This is a genomic window from Pseudomonas sp. NPDC088429, from assembly GCF_044753305.1.
Lineage (GTDB): Bacteria > Pseudomonadota > Gammaproteobacteria > Pseudomonadales > Pseudomonadaceae > Aquipseudomonas > Aquipseudomonas rustica.
Map to the genome: position 1 here is coordinate 172,147 of NZ_JBIVMX010000005.1, position 18,013 is coordinate 190,159.

Sequence of the window (18,013 nt, forward strand, 5' to 3'; positions counted from 1 at the left end):
TTTGCAGGGGCAACCGCGAATCGCTTATAGCCAAATGAACTGAGCCCAGCACTATCGGTTCTTAATTCGCCCTCGTGAGCATGCCGTAAAGTAGTCGCCGTTGACGCGGCCAGACAGTCCGGCCGCCCGTGAGGAGTCTTTACCGTGAGCGAGCGTTCCAGCCATTGGCAATTGCAGACCATCGTCAGTCAACTGCGCAGCGCGCGGGATCAGTGGCGGGCACAGAACGGCCGGGCGTCCGGCGAGCAGGGTGGTCGCGAGTTGCCGTCGCGGGCGGCGATGGCGGAGATTCTCGAAGCGCTGTGCGGCGCGTTGTTCCCGATGCGTCTGGGGCCGGTGGATCTGCGCGAAGAGAGTGAAGATTTCTACGTCGGTCACACCCTTGATGTCGCCCTGAATGCCTTGTTGGCGCAGACGCGCCTGGAGCTGCGTTACGTCGCTCGCCACAGCGCTTCGGATGACACCGAAGTCGAGGCCCGTGCGATTGAGATAATCCAGGACTTTGCCCTGGCCTTGCCGAGCTTGCGCACGCTGCTCGATACCGATGTGTTAGCCGCTTATCACGGTGATCCAGCCGCGCGTAGCGTTGATGAAGTGCTGCTGTGCTACCCGGGGATTCTGGCGGTGATTCATCATCGTCTGGCGCACCATTTGTATCGCGCGGGGCTGCCGTTGCTGGCGCGGATCAGCGCGGAAATCGCCCATTCGGCGACCGGGATTGATATCCATCCGGGCGCGCAGATCGGCCGTAGCTTCTTTATCGATCATGGCACGGGTGTGGTGATCGGCGAGACCGCGATCATTGGCGAGCGTGTGCGGATTTATCAGGCGGTGACGTTGGGCGCCAAGCGTTTCCCGGCAGATGAAGACGGCCAGTTGCAGAAGGGCCATCCGCGTCATCCGATTGTTGAAGATGATGTGGTGATTTACGCCGGGGCGACGATTCTTGGGCGGATTACCATTGGCAAGGGTTCGACCATTGGCGGCAATGTGTGGCTGACGCGCAGTGTGCCGGCGGGGTGCAATCTGACCCAGGCCAACTTGCAGCACGATGACGGCACGCAGAAGTAGGCCAAGCAGCAAATCCCATGTAGGAGCTGCCGCAGGCTGCGATCTTTTGATCTACAAAAATCACATCAAAAGATCGCAGCCTTCGGCAGCTCCTACAGGTTTGTGCATGAGTCCTGTTGTCGTTGAACGAATCCCCTCAAACCCGCGTCATACCCATCCTTGAGCTAGCGTAGGAAAACTACCGCCTAGCCGTACGATTAGTCCTTACCCCCCCATCCATGTTTAACTTGAACGTTCATTCAAGTTAAACCGGTGGTTCGCTGCCCGCTCACAACAGGAGGCTTGCCTTTGCTGAGTCCGATCATTTCAGCCACGTCTAAACCCCTCGAGGTGCACGTTTCATGAGTGCATCGTCCACCCCCGCCAGCGGTCTGGTACGCATGAATCCGCCGGTGTTCTATTTCGCCGCGACGGTCATTCTGCTGTTTGGTCTCGTGGTCATCGCCATGCCTGAACAGGCCGGCGCCTGGTTGCTGGAAGCGCAAAACTGGGCGGCCAACACGGTCGGCTGGTACTACATGCTCGCGATGACCCTGTATCTGGTCTTCGTGGTGGTCACCGCCTTATCCGGCTACGGCAAGATAAAACTCGGTGCCGACCACGACGAGCCCGAATTCAGTTACCTGTCCTGGGCCGGTATGCTGTTCGCCGCCGGGATCAGCATCACGCTGTTTTTCTTCTGCGTCTCTGAGCCGCTGACCCACATGCTCCAGCCGCCGCAAGGCGAGGCGGGCACCGCGGATGCGGCGCGTCAGGCGATGCAGATTCTGTTTCTGCACTGGGGCCTGCATGGCTGGGGCGTGTTCGCCTTCGTCGGCATGGCGCTGGCCTACTTCGCTTACCGCCACAACCTGCCGCTGGCGCTGCGCTCGGCGCTGTATCCGCTGATCGGCAAACGCATCAACGGCCCGATCGGTTACGCGGTCGATGGCTTCGGCATCATCGCCACGGTGTTCGGTCTCGGTGCCGACATGGGCTTCGGCGTGCTGCACCTCAACTCCGGTCTCGACTACCTGTTCGGTATCGCGCACACCCAGTGGATTCAGGTCGGCCTGATCACGCTGATGATGGGCGCGGCGATCATTGTTGCGGTCTCCGGCGTCGATAAAGGCGTGCGGGTGATGTCCGACATCAACATGCTGCTGGCCTGTGCACTGCTGCTGTTTGTGTTGTTCGCCGGGCCTACCCAGCATCTGCTCAACACCTTGATCCAGAACATCGGCGACTACCTCGGCGCCTTGCCGATGAAGAGTTTCGACCTCTACGCCTACGACAAACCGAGCGACTGGCTCGGCGGTTGGACAGTGTTTTACTGGGCCTGGTGGATCGCATGGTCGCCGTTCGTGGGTCTGTTCATCGCACGGATTTCCCGTGGCCGCACCATCCGCGAATTCGTTTTCGGCGTGCTGTTGATTCCGCTCGGTTTCACCCTCGCGTGGATGTCGATCTTCGGCAACAGCGCCATCGATCAGGTGCTCAACCACGGCATGAGTGCGCTGGGCATGTCGGCCCTCGACAACCCGTCGATGAGTATTTACCTGCTGCTGGAAACCTATCCATGGAGCAAAACCGTCATCGCCGTGACGGTGTTTATCAGCTTCGTGTTCTTCGTCACCTCTGCCGATTCCGGCACCGTGGTGCTCTCGACTTTGTCGGCCAAGGGCGGTAGCCCGGACGAAGACGGGCCGAAATGGCTGCGGGTGTTCTGGGGCGCGATGACTGCACTGATCACCAGTGCGCTGCTGTTCTCCGGCAGCATCGATGCGCTGAAGTCAGCGGTGGTGCTGACCTCGTTGCCGTTCTCGCTGATTCTTTTGTTGATGATGTGGGGCCTGCACAAGGCGTTCTATCTCGAGTCGCAGAAGCAGATCGCGCAGTTGCATTCGCTGGCACCGGTCTCCGGTTCGCGGCGTGGCACGGGCGGCTGGCGACAGCGTCTGAGTCAGGCTGTGCACTTCCCGTCACGCGACGAGGTGTACCGTTTCATGGACACCACGGTGCGTCCGGCGATTGAAGAAGTGACGGCGGTGTTCGTCGAGAAAGGCTTGAACGTGGTCACCCAGCCGGATCCGGCAAATGACAGCGTCAGCCTCGAAATCGGCCATGGCGATGCGCATCCATTCATCTATCAGGTGCAGATGCGCGGCTACTTCACGCCGTCCTTCGCGCGTGGCGGGATGGGCTCGAAGCAGCTCAACAATCGCCGCTACTACCGCGCCGAAGTGCATTTGAGCGAGGGCAGTCAGGACTACGATCTGGTCGGCTATACCAAAGAACAGATCATCAACGACATCCTCGATCAGTACGAACGGCATATGCAGTTTTTGCATTTGGTTCGGTAGAGATGAATCGATAGCCCCTTCTCCAGGAGGGGGGCTATCGAATGGAAACGGGTATTCCGGGATTCAGTATTTTTAGTTTGTCGACTGCGTTTTGCAGATACTGCGGTAGTACGCCTTCAAGCCGACCATTTTCCTTGCGACGCAATACCGGTTCTCTTGGAAGTACAAATATCTCTGCAACAGAAACGGACTGTGAAACGGGGAGGCCTGCATGGAGTGATACGTCTTTTCGGCCCGTAATCACAACTTCGTTGTGTGGAAAAAAATCAGGGTTGTTGGTTGAGTTTTTTTGTTGAAGTTCTCTAAGTTCTGAAACGCTGAGTACTACCTGATGATCGCGTTTTGGCCAATTTGCCTGCGGACGGAACACGTGTTTCGCGAGGGCTCCCGCGTTTTCGGTCTTGTTACCGCTGACAGGGTTGCGCTGAGTGCCGATATGATTTGGAAAACTCATATCTGCTCCGGACATCGTGATTATGTTGGAGGGCGTGAATTTAAGTTTGAAGGCAATTTCCCTATAGGTGATTGCCTCGGAAACGGTATAGGTTTCTGGTGTCTGTAGCGAATCAAGTGTCCCTGGCTGTGGAGATGCTGGCGCCTCAACTATTTGAGTGTTCCGATCATCCAGATTGATCAGTGATGTGCTGATGGCGTCCCAGCGAGATAAAACATCATCAGCTTTGTATTTCAGCAGTTCACTGTCGCGACCGTGCATGCTGTCTACAACGCTGTGTACGAGCATCAAATTTTCTGGAAGATTTCCCCACGAGTTCAACCTTTCAGCTTTTCTATCGATTGCCTGACCGACCAAACCATTGCTGTCTGTCCTGTTCACAGGATTGTTGTTGACCATTAAATATTGGTTGGTACCGTCAAGAGACCCCGCCGGATCCGGACTTATCCACCGCTGCAACCACGGCGCGTAATATCTAAACCCATAAAAATACAATCCCGTTGCATCCCGCTCTTTGCCTGAGTATCGAAGGGTCTTGTACTTGACTTCAACAGCGCTCGCCCCCGCCCACCAAGCCGTCCCTCCGTAGGGGTAATAACCTTCCTGGCTCAAGAGTTGCGCCTGATCATCCAGCTCCAGCGATACCGAGGCAAGATGATCCTTCACGCAGTAACGCAGTTGATCATTGGCGATCTCTGCAGGACGTCCCGCCACCCAGTGCAACGCTCGCACCTGACATGCCCCTGCCTCAATGTTGATCACATGCCTATCTTCACCCGTGGCTGCGTTGCGGTGAATTTCCAGTCTTGGCAGGTAGCGGGTTTCACTGCGCAAGCTGCGAGTACCGGTCTGCAGCATGCGCACCTTGCGGGCTCGGCTGCCGGGGTTGTCGTATATGTAGCGCTCGCTATCGTCAGCCCCGTCCTCGCGTTTGACCATCGTAATCAGGCTCAATTGATTGCGCGCATCCCAACTCATCCGCTGTCCGCGTTGCAGTTCCAGTTGATTGCCATTGGCATCGAAAGCGTCAGCCTGATCTTCTTTTCGCGACACGCTGCGATTACTGTCGAGGGCCGTAAACATCGTGAATGTTTCAACGCCGCTGTGATGCCTGGCAATCAGGTTGCCGGCGATGTCGTACTCGAAGCTCTGGGTGTACGGCAGCAATTGGTTTGGATCGACCGCGGGCGATCGCCATACCGGCAATGACGGGCCGTGATCCGGTTGGCTGACTTCCCGGCCTGTGGCTTCGACCAGTTGGTAGAGGCTGTCATATCGATAGCGATTGATCGGCTCGCTTCGTCGGTTTTTGAAGTAGCCCGTGAGCCTGGATTTGTCGTCGATGCTGAGGATATTGCCCACAGGGTCGTAGACAAAGTTGAGGTCTTGCAGGGTTTTTCCGGCGGGATCGCGGACACATAATCGAATCGGGCGGCCGTCTTCGAGCGAATATTCGTGGCTGGTTTTTGCGCCGTTGCCGGCGGTTTCATGCGTGACCTGACCCGAGGCGTTGTAGCCAATGTCGCTGACCAGCAGGACGGATTTATTTTCGACGGATGCGAGTTTCAGCCGTGCTTCTTTTTGCTCGCCGGCCCGGGTGTAGGCGAACAGCTTCCGGTTACCCATCGCGTCGGTTTGATCGATCACATCTCCTACGGCGTTGTAACTGTGACAGGTAGTGAAGGCCTCACTTTCCAGTTGCACCTCCCGTGCCGCCATTTCCATCGGCCAATCCGGCGTAGTCAGATCGATCAGAAACCGGGTTTGCTCAATCAGCGACTGGCCCGTCACCGTGAAGGCGCAGTGTTGCAAGGTTCCTGCCGGATGGTCATGGCGCACAAGTCGCCCGCGCAGGTTATCGCTTGCGCAGGCATCGCCATACGTTAGTCGTTCCACCACTTGCGGCGGCTGAGCGGCCAGATATTGGGTCACGGCGACCGGGCGTTGAAGTGGGTCCAACTCAGCGTGACTCTGGCTTCCGCGACTGTCCCAATGTGACAGCGGATAACCCGAGGCATTGAACAAACTCAAGGCCCAGCCACTGTCGACGCTTTCACCTAATAATGTCTTCGCGGACAAGGAAAAGAATGTAGCGATATTGGGTTTGGCCGCAGAACCCCAGAGTCGGGGATCCCATTGGGCGATTATCCGCCGTGCCGGATCGGAGACTTGCCGATCGATTCGCGATTCGATGGCTTGCTCGGCGCGCTGACGATAATAGTCGACGACCCGCACGGCCATGCCTCGCGAATCGATGACGGACAGATTGGGCGTCGCGGTGTCGTGGGAGGTGGCGGCGAACATTACGATCCCTCGTACGTGTTACGCACAGAGTGAGGGCGTTTGAATATTTTGAATACTGTAAGAAGTAACAGGTGGGTGGAAGCGCTTATTGCGGCTCGGAAAACACCATGAACAACACCATCGCCGCCATCGGCACGCCAAATACCGCACTGCCAATCGCTATTTCCGAACCCAGCGGTTGCTTCGCATGCACTACACCCACCGCGCCATTTATCACCGCCAACGCTAGCCACAGAGCGGCGAAGCTGTAGGCCATGGTCTGCCGGCTGAAGCCGATGCGCTCGCCGATGTAGAGCATCAGGGCGAGCAGAACCAGGCCGAAGAAAATGATGATGGCGGTGTGCATGGCGGGTTCTGCCTGGTGGATGTGTATTGCCTGAAAGACCGCTATCGCGAGCAGGCTCACTCCTACAGTGGAGCGTGGTTGGACATGAATTTTATGTACAACGCAGCTCCTGTAGGAGTGAGCCTGCTCGCGATAGGGTCACCTCGGTGTCCTTTAGAGCATAGACAATCCGGCCCACACCACTAAAACACCGGTCCTCTCCATCGGGACACATTTCGCGACTCATCCAGATGTGCACGGCTCACGAGGTGTGGTGTTCGCTGGCTCGCGCCTGCCGTTGAACTGGCCCTTAACCGAGCGTCCGTTCCGTGAGCTAATATTTATCTTGATGTGTATTGTGTGTATTACAGGCGCTAGCGTCCCCTAGAGTAAACAGCTCCAGCGGTCGAACAGGGCAAAGGGAATGCGCAGTCGGGAAATGATCAGGATGATCGAGGACGATGGTTGGTATCTGGTGGCGGTGAAAGGCAGTCACCACCAATACAAGCATGCGTTTAAGCAGGGACGGGTGACGATCAAGCACGCTGACTCGGAACTGCCCATAGGTACGGTCAACAGCATCCTCAAACAGACGGGCTTGAAATGAGGTGTGCTATGGGAAACGAAGGCGTTTATTGACCTGTCAGAGGAAGGACGCACTCACATGAAATTCCCGGTCGTTCTGCACAAGGATGCCGACTCAGACTATGGCGTGATCATCCCGGATGTACCGGGCTGTTTCTCTGCGGGCACTACGGTCGCTGAGGCGTTTGAGAATACTCAGGAAGCGTTGGCGCTTCACTATGAGGGGTTGGTCGCCGACGCCGCGCCGTTGCCGCAAGTGCGGGATATTGATGCTCATCTCGATAACCCGGATTACGCGGGAGGGATCTGGGGTGTGGTCGATTTTGATATCACCCCGTATTTCGGTAAGTCAGTGCGGTTTAATGCCACGCTGCCTGAACAGCTGCTTGAGCGTATTGACCAGACTGTGCGGCGAGACCAGCGCTATCGCTCCCGCTCCGGTTTCCTCGCGGCAGCCGCCTTGCGCGAACTCTCGATGTAAAGATGACCCTGTAGGAGCTGCCGCAGGCTGCGATCTTTTGACTTGTTTTTAAAGATCAAAAGATCGCAGCCTGCGGCAGCTCCTACTGAGATGTCCGTTTCAGGTGCTTTCCCGTTCGATGATTTGGCACTGCAGCAGATTCAGCCGTTGCACTTCATCGCTCGGCAATACACCAAGACTTTCCAGCACGCGTGTCGCCGCCAGCACACCGATCTCCAGCGCCGGCGGTTTGATCGTGCTCAGGCTCGGCAGCAGCATCTCGGCGAACGGGTAATCACCGAAGCCGAGAACGGCGCAGTCTTGAGGGATTTTAATGCCCGCGCGTTGCCCGGCGAGGAGGCCGCCGGCGGCGAGGTTGTCGTTGGCGAAGATGATCGCGTCGGGGCGCGGTGAGGCGTTCATCAGGGCGTCCATCGCCTGTTTGCCGGCTTCGAAGGGCGTGCGATCAGCGTCGGGGGCAAAGACCCACGGCTCCACGCCGGCCTCTCGCAAGGTCGCCGCGTAACCGTCGCGGCGTTCCAGGGCGCTGAAGTCACCCGCAGCGCTGTTCTGCACGAACGCAATGCGTCGATAACCTTTTTCCAGCAGATAATTCGCCGCCGTCACGCCTACGTCGAAATGCGAAAACCCGATCTGCATCGGCTCCCGCTCCGGTTGGTAATCCCAGGTTTCGATCACCGGAATATCCGCCTCGGCGATCATTTTTTCCGTACCCGCGCTGTGAAAATGGCTGGTCAGCACCAGTGCTGCCGGCGACCAGCCGAGAAACGCGCGCACCGCGTTTTCTTCCTGCTCGGTGCTGAAGTAACTCGACGCCAGCAACAGCTGATAACCGTGACGGCTGAGCGTATCGCTGAAGCCCTGAATGGTGTTGGCGAAGATCGGCCCGGAAATGTTCGGAATGACCATGCCGACAATTTTCCCCCGCGCCGAGGCCAGTCCGCCGGCTACCAGATTCGGCACGTAACCCAAATCAGCCACCACTGCCGCGATCCGCTCGCGGCGTTCAGGCGACACCTGTTCGGGCTGATTGAAGTAGCGCGACACGGTGATCGCCGAAACCCCGGCCTCGCGCGCCACCGCATTCAGGGTCACACGTCCGGCGCCACGGCGTTTGCGCGGCTTTTCTTCGCTCATGGTCCGATCCTTGTTAAAAACCAAATCGCATATAAAACTAATTTTTCAGTATTGGACGGTCTATGTGATGATGGCCAATATTGGCGATGTTAGCGCTAACAAAGCGCGTTGTCTGCTACTCGCTCGAGCGAATGCCCAAGACACCGATTCAGGCGCTGTCGTCGCAGAACGGCAGCGGATCAGGGCCAATTTCGAGCGGGCAGAACATGCACAACATTCCTGGGGCGACACACAAACTGGCGCAGTCGATTCGCGCCGCTGGCTGGTTACTGACGGGGTTGGCGGCGTTGCCGTTGCCCAATGCATTCGCTGCTGACAGCAGCGATCAGGAGCCGACGCTGAAGTCGGTCACCGTCACCGCGACCCGCCGCGAAGAGTCGCTGCAAAAGGTGCCGGTCGCGGTTTCGGTGATCGACGGCGAGCAGCTCGAACGCGATAACCGCAACGGCGTGGCGAGCATCGTCCAGCAAGTGCCGTCGCTGAATTTTCGCACCGGCGCGTCGAACAAGGACACCTCGTTGTTTGTGCGCGGCGTCGGCACGATTTCCACCTCGCCGGGTGTTGAGCCAACCGTGGCGACGGTGATTGATGGCGTGGTGTATGCGCGTCCGGGACAGGCAACCATGGATCTGCTGGATCTTGAGCGCGTCGAGGTTTTACGTGGCCCGCAAGGCACGCTATTTGGCAAGAATGCCTCGGCCGGTGTGCTCAACATCACCAGCAAGGCACCCACCGCCGAGACCCACGGCTACATCGATCAGTCGTACTACAGCGGCAACGAAAGCCGCACCCGTTTCGGCCTCGGCGGCAGCCTGATTCCTGAGACGTTGAAGGGCTCGATCAGCACGCTGTTCGGCACCTACGATGGCAACGTCGACAACCAACATAATGGTCAGGAGGTCAACGGCTACAACCATCGCGGCGTGCGCGGCAAACTCGAATTCACCCCGAATGACGACGTCACCTTCACCCTGATCGCCGACTACATGCAGTCCCACGACGACGGCCCCAATGGCGTGGTCAGCAAGTCGCTGACCCCGGCCTTCGCCAATGCGCTGAGCCCGGCGTACGCCTCCAGCCACAACCGCGACATCAACACCGACACCCGCACTCACGTCGAGGACATCAACAAAGGTTTGTCCGGCCAGCTCGACTGGCAACTGGGCGATTACACGCTGACGTCGATCACCGCGTGGCGTGGCTGGGACAACACCCAATATCAGGACGGCGACCGTCTCGGCACGGTGACCGCAGCGTTTCCCGGCACGGCGGATAAGGGTGATCTGGCGTTCGATCAATACTCGCAAGAGCTGCGCCTGGCCTCACCGAAAGGCGAATTCCTCGAATACGTCGGCGGCCTGTTCTACATGCACGGCAAGGACGAAGAAACCTATCAGCGCACCCTGACGACCACCACGCGCACCGACCGTGGCGTCGCCGATTACAGCACCACCAGCGACAGTTACGCGGTGTTCGGCGAGAGCACGCTGAACTTCACTTCGGACTTTCGCGGCATCGCCGGCCTGCGCTACACCCACGATGATCTCGAATACGATCACCGCCGCGTGTCGACGTCGGCCACCACCGTCAGCGGTATCCAACCGGCGACCAGCAGCTCAGGTTCCGTCGATGAAGATGGCTGGTCTGGTCGCCTCGGAGTGCAGTACGACTTGAGCGACGCCGTCACCACGTACCTGACCTACTCGCGCGGCTACAAAGGCCCGGCCTACAACGTGTTCTTCAACATGCAGCCGCGCGACACCGAAGCGCTGAAACCGGAAACCTCCAACACTTGGGAGGCGGGCATCAAAGCCACTTCTTGGAACAATCGCCTGACCACCAACCTCGCGGTGTTCCACAGCGAGTACGACAACTATCAGGCGAACTTCTTCGACACCGTCGCCGGGCAAGTGGTGACGCGTCTGATCAACGCCGGCAGCGTCAGCACCGAGGGCGTCGAACTCGATTACGCCCTGCAAGCGACCCAGCAACTGAAACTGTCCGGCGCACTCGCTTACACCCGCGCACGCATCGACGAATTCGCCTGCCCGGCGGGCGCGGCGGCGTCCTGCAACGTCAACGGCAAACCGCTGCCGTTCAGCCCGGACTGGAAAAGCTACGTGCGTGCCGACTACACGATTCCGCTGGATAACGGTCTGGATATCGAACTCGGCACCGACTACAGCTGGCAGAGCGAAGTGCAGTACGACATCAGCCAGAACGTCGACACCAAACAGGGCGCCTACGGCATTTGGAACGCCAGCGTCGCACTCGCCGATTACAGCAGTGGCTGGCGCGTTGCGCTGCTCGGCAAAAACCTCACTGACAAGTCTTACTCGCCGGTGCTCGCCAGCGGTGGCAACTACATCTACCGCGCCGTGCCACGCGACGACGAACGTTACTTCGGCGTGCAACTGCGCAAGGATTTCTGAGATGAGCAGACAGTTGAAACTCAGTGCGTTTCTCATGGCCACCGGGCACCACGTCGCGGCCTGGCGTCATCCTGAAGTACCGGCGAATGCAGGTCTGGATTTCGCCCATTACAAGCGGCTGGCGCAGATTGCCGAGGCGGCGAAATTCGATGCGTTGTTTGTCGCTGACAGCGTCGCCGCGCCGACTCAGGACATCGCCAGTCGCATGGCGCGCTCTGATCACTTTGAGCCGTTGACGTTGCTCTCGGCGCTGAGTGCGGTGACCGAGCACATCGGCCTGATTGCGACGGCGACCACCAGCTACAACGAGCCGTATCACGTGGCGCGCAAATTCGCCTCGCTTGATCACTTATCAGGCGGCCGAGCGGGGTGGAATCTGGTGACCTCGGACAATGCTGCCGAGGCGCTGAATTTTGGTCGTGATGAGCATATCGGTCATGCCGAACGCTACAGCCGTGCGCGCGAATTTCATCAGGTGGTCACCGGGCTTTGGGACAGTTGGGAGGACGATGCCTTTGTGCGCGACAAGGCTAGCGGGGCGTATTACGACCCTGCGAAGTTGCATGTGCTGGATCATGTGGGTGAGCACTTTCGGGTCAAAGGGCCGCTGAATGTTGCACGCTCGCCGCAGGGGCAACCGGTGATCGTGCAGGCGGGATCCTCCGAAACCGGACGCGAGTTGGCGGCGCAAACGGCTGAGGTGGTGTTTACCGCGCAGACCTCGCTGGTCAATGCTCAAGCGTTCTACGCCGATCTCAAGGGACGCCTGCCGAAGTACGGTCGCAGCGCCGATTCGCTGAAAATCATGCCGGGGGTTTTTGTTGTGGTCGGCGACACCGAAGCCGAAGCCCAGGAAAAATGTGAAACGTTTCAGCAATTAGTCGAACCCGAGGTTGGCGTGGCTTTACTTGGGCGTATGCTGGGCAACTTCGATTTATCGAAGTACCCGCTGGACGGGCCGTTGCCGGAGTTGCCGCTGACCGAAAGCGGTCAGCAGAGCCGGCAGAAATTGCTGACGGAATTGGCGGGACGAGAGAACCTCAGCCTCGCCGAGTTGGGCCGCAAGATTGCTGGCGGGCGCGGGCATTACAGCCTGGTCGGTACGCCTGAGCAGATTGCTGATCGTTTGCAGGAATGGTTCGAACAAGGCGCGGCGGACGGCTTCAACGTGCTGGTGCCGCACCTGCCGGGCGGGCTCGAAGACTTCGCCAATGGCGTGGTGCCGGAACTGCAACGGCGTGGGTTGTTCAGAACGGAATACGAGGGCCGGACGTTGCGCCAGAACCTTGGCCTGGCCCGACCTGTAAACCGTTTCGCATGATTGGTAGGGCTTTTGTGGTGAGGGGATTTATCCCCGATGGGTGGCGGAGCCGCCCCAAGACCTGAAGCTTCGGTCAACCTGATGTTCCGAGTGCGCTGGTTTTACGACTGCTTCGCAGCCGATCGGGGATAAATCCCCTCGCCACAAAGGTGTTCGGTTTCAGATGACTAAAAGACAGACAAGAGAGGATTCGATGACTTACACCGCTGCCGAAAATCGCTATGACTCCATCCCATACCGCCGCGTCGGGCGCAGCGGTCTGGTGCTGCCTGCGCTGTCGCTGGGCCTGTGGCACAACTTCGGTGACAGCACGCCGATCGACACTCAACGCGCCTTGCTGCGCACCGCGTTCGATCTGGGCATCAACCACTTCGACCTGGCCAACAACTACGGCCCGCCGTACGGCAGCGCCGAGATCAATTTCGGTCGTCTGCTGCGTGAAGACTTCAAGCAGTATCGCGATGAACTGATCATCTCCAGCAAGGCCGGTTGGGACATGTGGCCCGGCCCTTACGGTCAGGGCGGCGGCTCTCGCAAGTACGTGCTGGCCAGCCTCGACCAGAGCCTGCAACGCCTCGGTCTCGACTATGTGGATATCTTCTATTCGCACCGCTTCGACCCGGACACCCCACTGGAAGAAACCGCCAGCGCCCTTGCCACTGCGGTGCAACAGGGTAAGGCGTTGTATATCGGGATCTCGTCGTATTCGGGCGTGAAAACCCGCGAGATGGCCGCGCTGTTGCAAGAGTGGAAAGTGCCGTTGTTGATTCATCAACCGGCGTACAACCTGCTCAATCGCTGGGTGGAAAAGGATCTGCTCGATACCACTGACGAACTCGGCACGGGCGTGATCGCTTTCACGCCGCTGGCGCAAGGTCTGCTCACCGACAAATACCTCAACGGCGTGCCGGCAGATGCGCGGGTCAATCGTCCGGGCGGTGGTTCGCTGCAGGCTTCGCACTTGTCCGAGGCCAACATTGCTCATGTGCGCGCCTTGAACGAAATCGCCAAGCGTCGTGGTCAGAGTCTGGCGCAACTGGCGTTGGCGTGGACGCTGCGCGATCCTCGGGTGACCTCGGCGTTGATCGGCGCGAGCCGGCCGGAGCAGATTATCGAGAACGTTGGGGCGTTGAAGAATCTGAGTTTTAGCGCGGAAGAGCTGGCGGAGATTGACCGGTTTGCCCAAGAGGGCGGGATCAATCTTTGGGAGAAGCCTTCGACGGCGGAGTGATGACGATTGGGTTGGATCAGCAAGATCCAACCCCCTCACCCCAGCCCTCTCCCCCAGGGGGGCGAGGGGGAAAGGGAGCCGATCTTCATGCCTTTCAACGCTTGAGTTCAACCCGATATTTCAGGTCGATGTAGGTTGTACAAACACCTCGGTCAGTCCCCTCTCCCTCCGGGAGAGGGTTAGGGTGAGGGGCTTTTGGCTGTAAAAACGGCTCAACGAAAAAACGGCACATCCCCCAACACCGTCGCCCGCTGCATCACCCGCCGCGCCGGGCGGTAATCATCTACCGCGTAATGCTGGGTCACGCGGTTGTCCCAGAACGCAATATCGTCCTGCTGCCAACGCCAGCGAATGGTGAATTCCGGTCGCGTCGCATGGGCGAACAGAAACTTCAGAATCGCCTCGCTCTCGGTTTCTGACAGCTCATTGATCTTCGACGTGAACCCTTCATTGACGAACAACGAGCGCCGCCCGCTGACCGGATGCGTGCGAATCACCGGGTGTGACAGCGGTGGATTCTTGCGTCGCGCCTCTTCCCACTGCGCCAGCGCTTCAGGCGTGTTGCCGTAACGCTCCAGCGGAAACGAACGAGTGAAATCGTGAGTCGCGGTCAGCCCTTCGAGCAAACTTTTCATCGGCGCCGACAGCGCTTCATACGCGGCAATCCCGCTGGCCCACAAGGTGTCGCCACCGAACTCCGGCAGCAACTTGGCGCTGAGCACTGCGCCCATCGCTGGCGTTGGCAGGAAGGTCACGTCGGTGTGCCAGATCGCGTTGTCGCGCACGTCGGTGACGGCGGTGTCGAGGATCAGCACTTCCGGTTGTTCCGGCACGTTCGGGTAGATCGGGTGAATGTGCAGGTCGCCAAAGTACGCAGCGAAACGCGCCTGTTGCGAAGGCTCGATTGGCTGGTTGCGGAAGAACAGCACTTGATACTTGAGCAGCGCCTGCTCGATGGCGTCGCGGTGTTCCAGGGACAGCGGCTGGCTGATGTCGACGCCGCTGATCTGTGCGCCGAGGGCCGAGCTTAACGGGGTGATGGTGAGGCTGCTCATGGTCTTTCTCTTCAATTGCGTTCATCACCCTCTGTAGGAGCTGCCGCAGGCTGCGATCTTTTGATCTTGATCTTTTTAAAAGCAAGATCAAAAGATCGCAGCCTGCGGCAGCTCCTACAGGGGGGGGATTCAAAAAGATGTTTTAGTGGGCCTGGCCGTGCCATGGCACCAGTTTGCGTTGCAGGGCGCGCAGGCCCATTTCCATGGCGAAGGCGATCAGGGCGATGACCAGAATCCCCAGCACCACAACGTCGGTGACCAGAAATTGCGCGGCCGATTGCACCATAAAGCCTAAACCGCTGGTGGCAGCGATCAGTTCGGCGGCGACCAGCGTCGACCAGCCAACACCCAGACCAATGCGCACGCCAGTGAGAATGTCCGGCAACGCGCTCGGCAAAATCACATGACGAATAAGCTGCAAACGCGTCGCACCCAACGACTGCGCCGCGCGCAATTTCGCCGGGTCAACCGTGCGCACACCAGTGGCGGTAGCAATGGCAATCGGCGCGAAAATCGCCAGATAAATCAGCAGCACTTTCGACAACTCGCCGATGCCGCACCAGATCACAATCAGCGGCAGATAAGCCAACGGCGGAATCGGGCGGTAGAACTCGATCAGCGGATCGAGCACACCACGGGCGATGCGGTTGGCGCCGATCGCAATGCCCACCGGCACAGCGGTCAGAATCGCAAAACCCAGACCCAGACCGATGCGGCTCAGGCTCGCACCAAGGTGCTGCCACAACGTCGAATCCATGTAACCGGTGGTCGCCAGCAACCAGCCTTTTTGCAGCACGGCGGACGGTGGCGGCAGGAACAATGGTTCGATCAGACCGGTGGCAGTCACCGCCCACCAGATCGCTAACAATGCAAACAAGGTCAGCAAGCTGATCCAGCGCGTGCTGAGGCTGCGGCGCACCGGAATCACCGCCGATGCGCTGACCGGTTTTACCGCCGCCGAGGAAACGTCGTAACTGCTCATGCGCGCTCCTGCCGTTGCCCGGCGCTGCGTTGCGAGAACACTTTGCTCAGCACGTGTTCGCGGGTTTCGATAAAGCGCGGATCGGATTTGATCGCGCGGGCGGACTCGCCAGCGGCGTAACGCTGACCGAAATCCAGGTGCAGACGCTCAACGATCTGCCCCGGATTCGGCGCGAGCAGAATCAGGTCAGTGGCGAGGAACACCGCTTCTTCAATGTCGTGGGTAATCAGGAAAACCGGCTTGGCGGTGCGCTGCCAGACTTGCAGCAACAGCTCCTGCATCTGTTCGCGGGTGAACGCATCGAGCGCGCCGAAAGGCTCGTCCATCAGCAACACACGCGGGTCAGCAGCGAGGGCGCGGGCGAGGCCGACGCGTTGTTTCTGGCCACCGGAGAGTTGCCAGATACGGCGGCTTTCGAAACCGGAAAGATCGACCAGCGCGAGCATTTCGCGGGCGATCTTTTCGCGCTTGTCCCTGGCGACACCGGCCAGTTCCAGACCGAATGCGACGTTGGCCAACACGTCCTGCCAAGGCAGCAACGCGTCGTCCTGGAACACCACGCCACGTTCGGCGCTCGGGCCTTTGACCGGCACGCCGTCGAGGGTGATGCGCCCGGCGCTCGGTTCAACGAAACCGGCAATCAGGTTCAACAGCGAAGTCTTGCCACTGCCGGACGGGCCGAGGGCGACGAGCAATTGCTGAGGCCCCAGGGTCAGAGAAATATCCGCCAGCACCGGTTCGGGGCTGCCCGGGTACTGTGCGCTGATGCGCTCCAGCTGTAGCAAGGCCATCGCGGTTAACTCCCGATCAGTTGGTGATGAATTTGGCGCTGACGTACGGCGCGTAGTCCGGCAGAACGGCTTCGACCTTGCCTTGTTCCTTGAGGAACGCAGCGGTGTCGGTGATGGCTTTGGTGGTCGGCGCGCCGAGGGTGAGGACTTGATCAGCCGCGAGCGGGTAGACGTTGCCTTGCAGCAGCAGCGGAATATCGCTGGCCTTGGCGCCGGAGAGTTTCACCAGTTTGTCGACGTTGGATTGGTCGGCGAGCCAGGCTTTCGGGTCTTTGCGGTAATCGGCGTAGGCGTCGAGGGTGACCTTGGCGAACGCGGTGACGATTTCCGGGTGCTTCTCGGCGAAGTCCTTGCGCACGATCCACGCATCGAAAGTCGGCGCGCCGAACTTGGCCAGTTCGCCGGAAGTGATCAGCACTTTGCCGTTTTCCTTGGCTACGCCCAGCGCCGGATCCCAAACGTAGGTGGCGTCGATGTCACCACGTTTCCACGCGGCGATGATTGCTGGCGGGGCGAGGTTGAGGATGGTGACTTTCGCTGGATCGATGTTCCAGTGCTTCAGCGCGGCGAGCAGGCTGTAGTGACCGGTGGATACGAACGGTACGGCGATTTTCTTGCCGACCAGATCTTGCGGGGTCTTGATGCCGGAACCGTCGCGGGCGACCAGTGCTTCGGCGGCGCCGATCTGGGTAGCGATGAGGAAGGTTTCGACCGGGACTTTGCGGGTGATCGCGGCGGTCAGCGGGCTCGAACCGAGGTAGCCGATCTGCACGTCGCCGGAGGCGATGGCGGCGATGATGTCGGCGCCGTTGTCGAACTTGCGCCAGGCGATATCGGCTTTGGTGGCTTTTTCGTAAGCGCCGTCAGCCTGAGCGACTTTCGCTGGGTCAACGGTGGTTTGGTAGGCGACGGTGAGGTCGGCGGCCTGAGCCAGAAAACTCGCGGCAGCCAGAGAGGCTGCGGCGAGCAGGCGAAGCGGGATATTCAGTTTCATTGAAGAGCTCCATATCAGGCGACCGAGCGTCGGCGTGAAAGGAGACTAAATGATCTAAGAATCAGTAAATAAATAACTTTTTCGAATGAGCTTATGAGCGGAAAAATCTAAGAGCGAGGGAGCAGATCGTCCCCACGCTCTGCGTGGGAATGCAGCCGGTGACGCTCCGCGTCACCTGGACGCGGAGCGTCCCTTGAGGCGTTACCACGCGGAGCGTGGGAACGATCAAAATTGTGGATATCTCGGATCGAGCGTTCGACGTTAGATTTCTTGCCCCCTCACCCCAGCCCTCTCCCCCAAGGGGGCGAGGGGGAAAGGGAGCCGATCTCTGTGCTTTTCAAGGCATGAGTTCGGCGCGGTAGTTCAGGTCGGCGTACTTCGCATCAACAACGCGGTCAGTCCCCTCTCCCTCGGGGAGAGGGCTAGGGTGGGTAAAGACCGGGTACATCCTTTACGTTTGAGACCGGGGACATGGTTTACAGGTATCAATCATGGTCAGGAGGTGCTG

The 18,013-nt window shown here is 59.1% G+C and carries 14 protein-coding genes; 7 read left to right on the top strand and 7 right to left on the bottom strand.

Going from position 1 to position 18,013, the window contains the following annotated elements; genetic code table 11:
• Window positions 1-144 precede the first annotated feature (144 nt).
• Both epsC and betT read left to right on the top strand, forming a co-directional pair.
• Entirely contained in the window at window positions 145-1,071 is a 927-nt protein-coding gene (epsC, locus tag ACIP66_RS05675; protein WP_400646144.1) for a serine O-acetyltransferase EpsC, read from the top strand.
• Window positions 1,072-1,451: 380 nt separating this feature from the next.
• Window positions 1,452-3,413 carry a choline transporter BetT gene (betT, locus tag ACIP66_RS05680; RefSeq protein WP_171057266.1) on the top strand — a complete coding sequence of 654 codons (1,962 nt, stop codon included), beginning with the start codon at window positions 1,452-1,454 and terminating at the stop codon, window positions 3,411-3,413.
• 34 nt (window positions 3,414-3,447) lie between these two features.
• On the opposite strand, the gene ACIP66_RS05685 is transcribed toward betT, so the two are convergent.
• Window positions 3,448-6,171, bottom strand: a complete 2,724-nt coding sequence (locus ACIP66_RS05685) for an RHS repeat domain-containing protein (protein WP_400646146.1) — start codon at window positions 6,169-6,171, stop codon at window positions 3,448-3,450.
• 85 nt (window positions 6,172-6,256) lie between these two features.
• On the bottom strand, window positions 6,257-6,517 hold the full coding sequence (locus ACIP66_RS05690; RefSeq protein ID WP_400646149.1) for a hypothetical protein: 261 nt from the start codon (window positions 6,515-6,517) through the stop codon (window positions 6,257-6,259).
• Between the two features lie 403 nt (window positions 6,518-6,920).
• On the opposite strand from ACIP66_RS05690, the gene ACIP66_RS05695 reads away from it, so the two are divergent.
• Together ACIP66_RS05695 and ACIP66_RS05700 are read left to right on the top strand one after the other, a co-directional pair.
• A complete protein-coding gene (locus ACIP66_RS05695; protein WP_159811995.1) occupies window positions 6,921-7,103 on the top strand; it encodes a type II toxin-antitoxin system HicA family toxin in 183 nt (60 codons plus the stop codon).
• 57 nt (window positions 7,104-7,160) lie between these two features.
• Window positions 7,161-7,562 (top strand): type II toxin-antitoxin system HicB family antitoxin, encoded by a 402-nt coding sequence (locus ACIP66_RS05700; RefSeq protein ID WP_400646152.1) that lies wholly within the window; start codon window positions 7,161-7,163, stop codon window positions 7,560-7,562.
• 99 nt (window positions 7,563-7,661) lie between these two features.
• Here the strand turns inward: ACIP66_RS05700 and ACIP66_RS05705 are convergent, their stop codons facing one another.
• Window positions 7,662-8,699 (bottom strand): LacI family DNA-binding transcriptional regulator, encoded by a 1,038-nt coding sequence (locus ACIP66_RS05705; protein WP_400646155.1) that lies wholly within the window; start codon window positions 8,697-8,699, stop codon window positions 7,662-7,664.
• Window positions 8,700-8,905: 206 nt separating this feature from the next.
• On the opposite strand from ACIP66_RS05705, the gene ACIP66_RS05710 reads away from it, so the two are divergent.
• The 3 genes from ACIP66_RS05710 to mgrA all read left to right on the top strand — a co-directional run bounded on the left by ACIP66_RS05710 (window position 8,906) and on the right by mgrA (window position 13,683).
• Window positions 8,906-11,131: a TonB-dependent receptor gene (locus tag ACIP66_RS05710; protein ID WP_400646177.1), complete on the top strand. Its 2,226-nt coding sequence runs from the start codon at window positions 8,906-8,908 to the stop codon at window positions 11,129-11,131.
• Between the two features lies 1 nt (window position 11,132).
• Complete coding sequence (locus ACIP66_RS05715; RefSeq protein ID WP_400646158.1) at window positions 11,133-12,452, top strand: LLM class flavin-dependent oxidoreductase; 1,320 nt, start codon at window positions 11,133-11,135, stop codon at window positions 12,450-12,452.
• Between the two features lie 193 nt (window positions 12,453-12,645).
• The gene (gene mgrA, locus ACIP66_RS05720; RefSeq protein WP_400646161.1) at window positions 12,646-13,683 is read left to right on the top strand and encodes an L-glyceraldehyde 3-phosphate reductase; all 1,038 of its coding nucleotides are present in this window, start codon (window positions 12,646-12,648) and stop codon (window positions 13,681-13,683) included.
• 212 nt (window positions 13,684-13,895) lie between these two features.
• On the opposite strand, the gene tauD is transcribed toward mgrA, so the two are convergent.
• The 4 genes from tauD to tauA form a co-directional block, all read right to left on the bottom strand.
• Entirely contained in the window at window positions 13,896-14,738 is an 843-nt protein-coding gene (tauD, locus tag ACIP66_RS05725) for a taurine dioxygenase (RefSeq protein WP_400646164.1), read from the bottom strand.
• Between the two features lie 142 nt (window positions 14,739-14,880).
• Window positions 14,881-15,720: a taurine ABC transporter permease TauC gene (tauC, locus tag ACIP66_RS05730; protein ID WP_093440620.1), complete on the bottom strand. Its 840-nt coding sequence runs from the start codon at window positions 15,718-15,720 to the stop codon at window positions 14,881-14,883.
• A complete protein-coding gene (tauB, locus tag ACIP66_RS05735; protein ID WP_159812000.1) occupies window positions 15,717-16,511 on the bottom strand; it encodes a taurine ABC transporter ATP-binding subunit in 795 nt (264 codons plus the stop codon). The genes tauC and tauB overlap by 4 nt, the downstream gene beginning before the upstream one ends.
• Before the next feature lie 16 nt (window positions 16,512-16,527).
• Window positions 16,528-17,505, bottom strand: coding sequence for a taurine ABC transporter substrate-binding protein (gene tauA, locus ACIP66_RS05740; RefSeq protein WP_400646168.1), 978 nt, complete (start codon window positions 17,503-17,505; stop codon window positions 16,528-16,530).
• Between the last annotated feature and the right edge of the window lie 508 nt (window positions 17,506-18,013).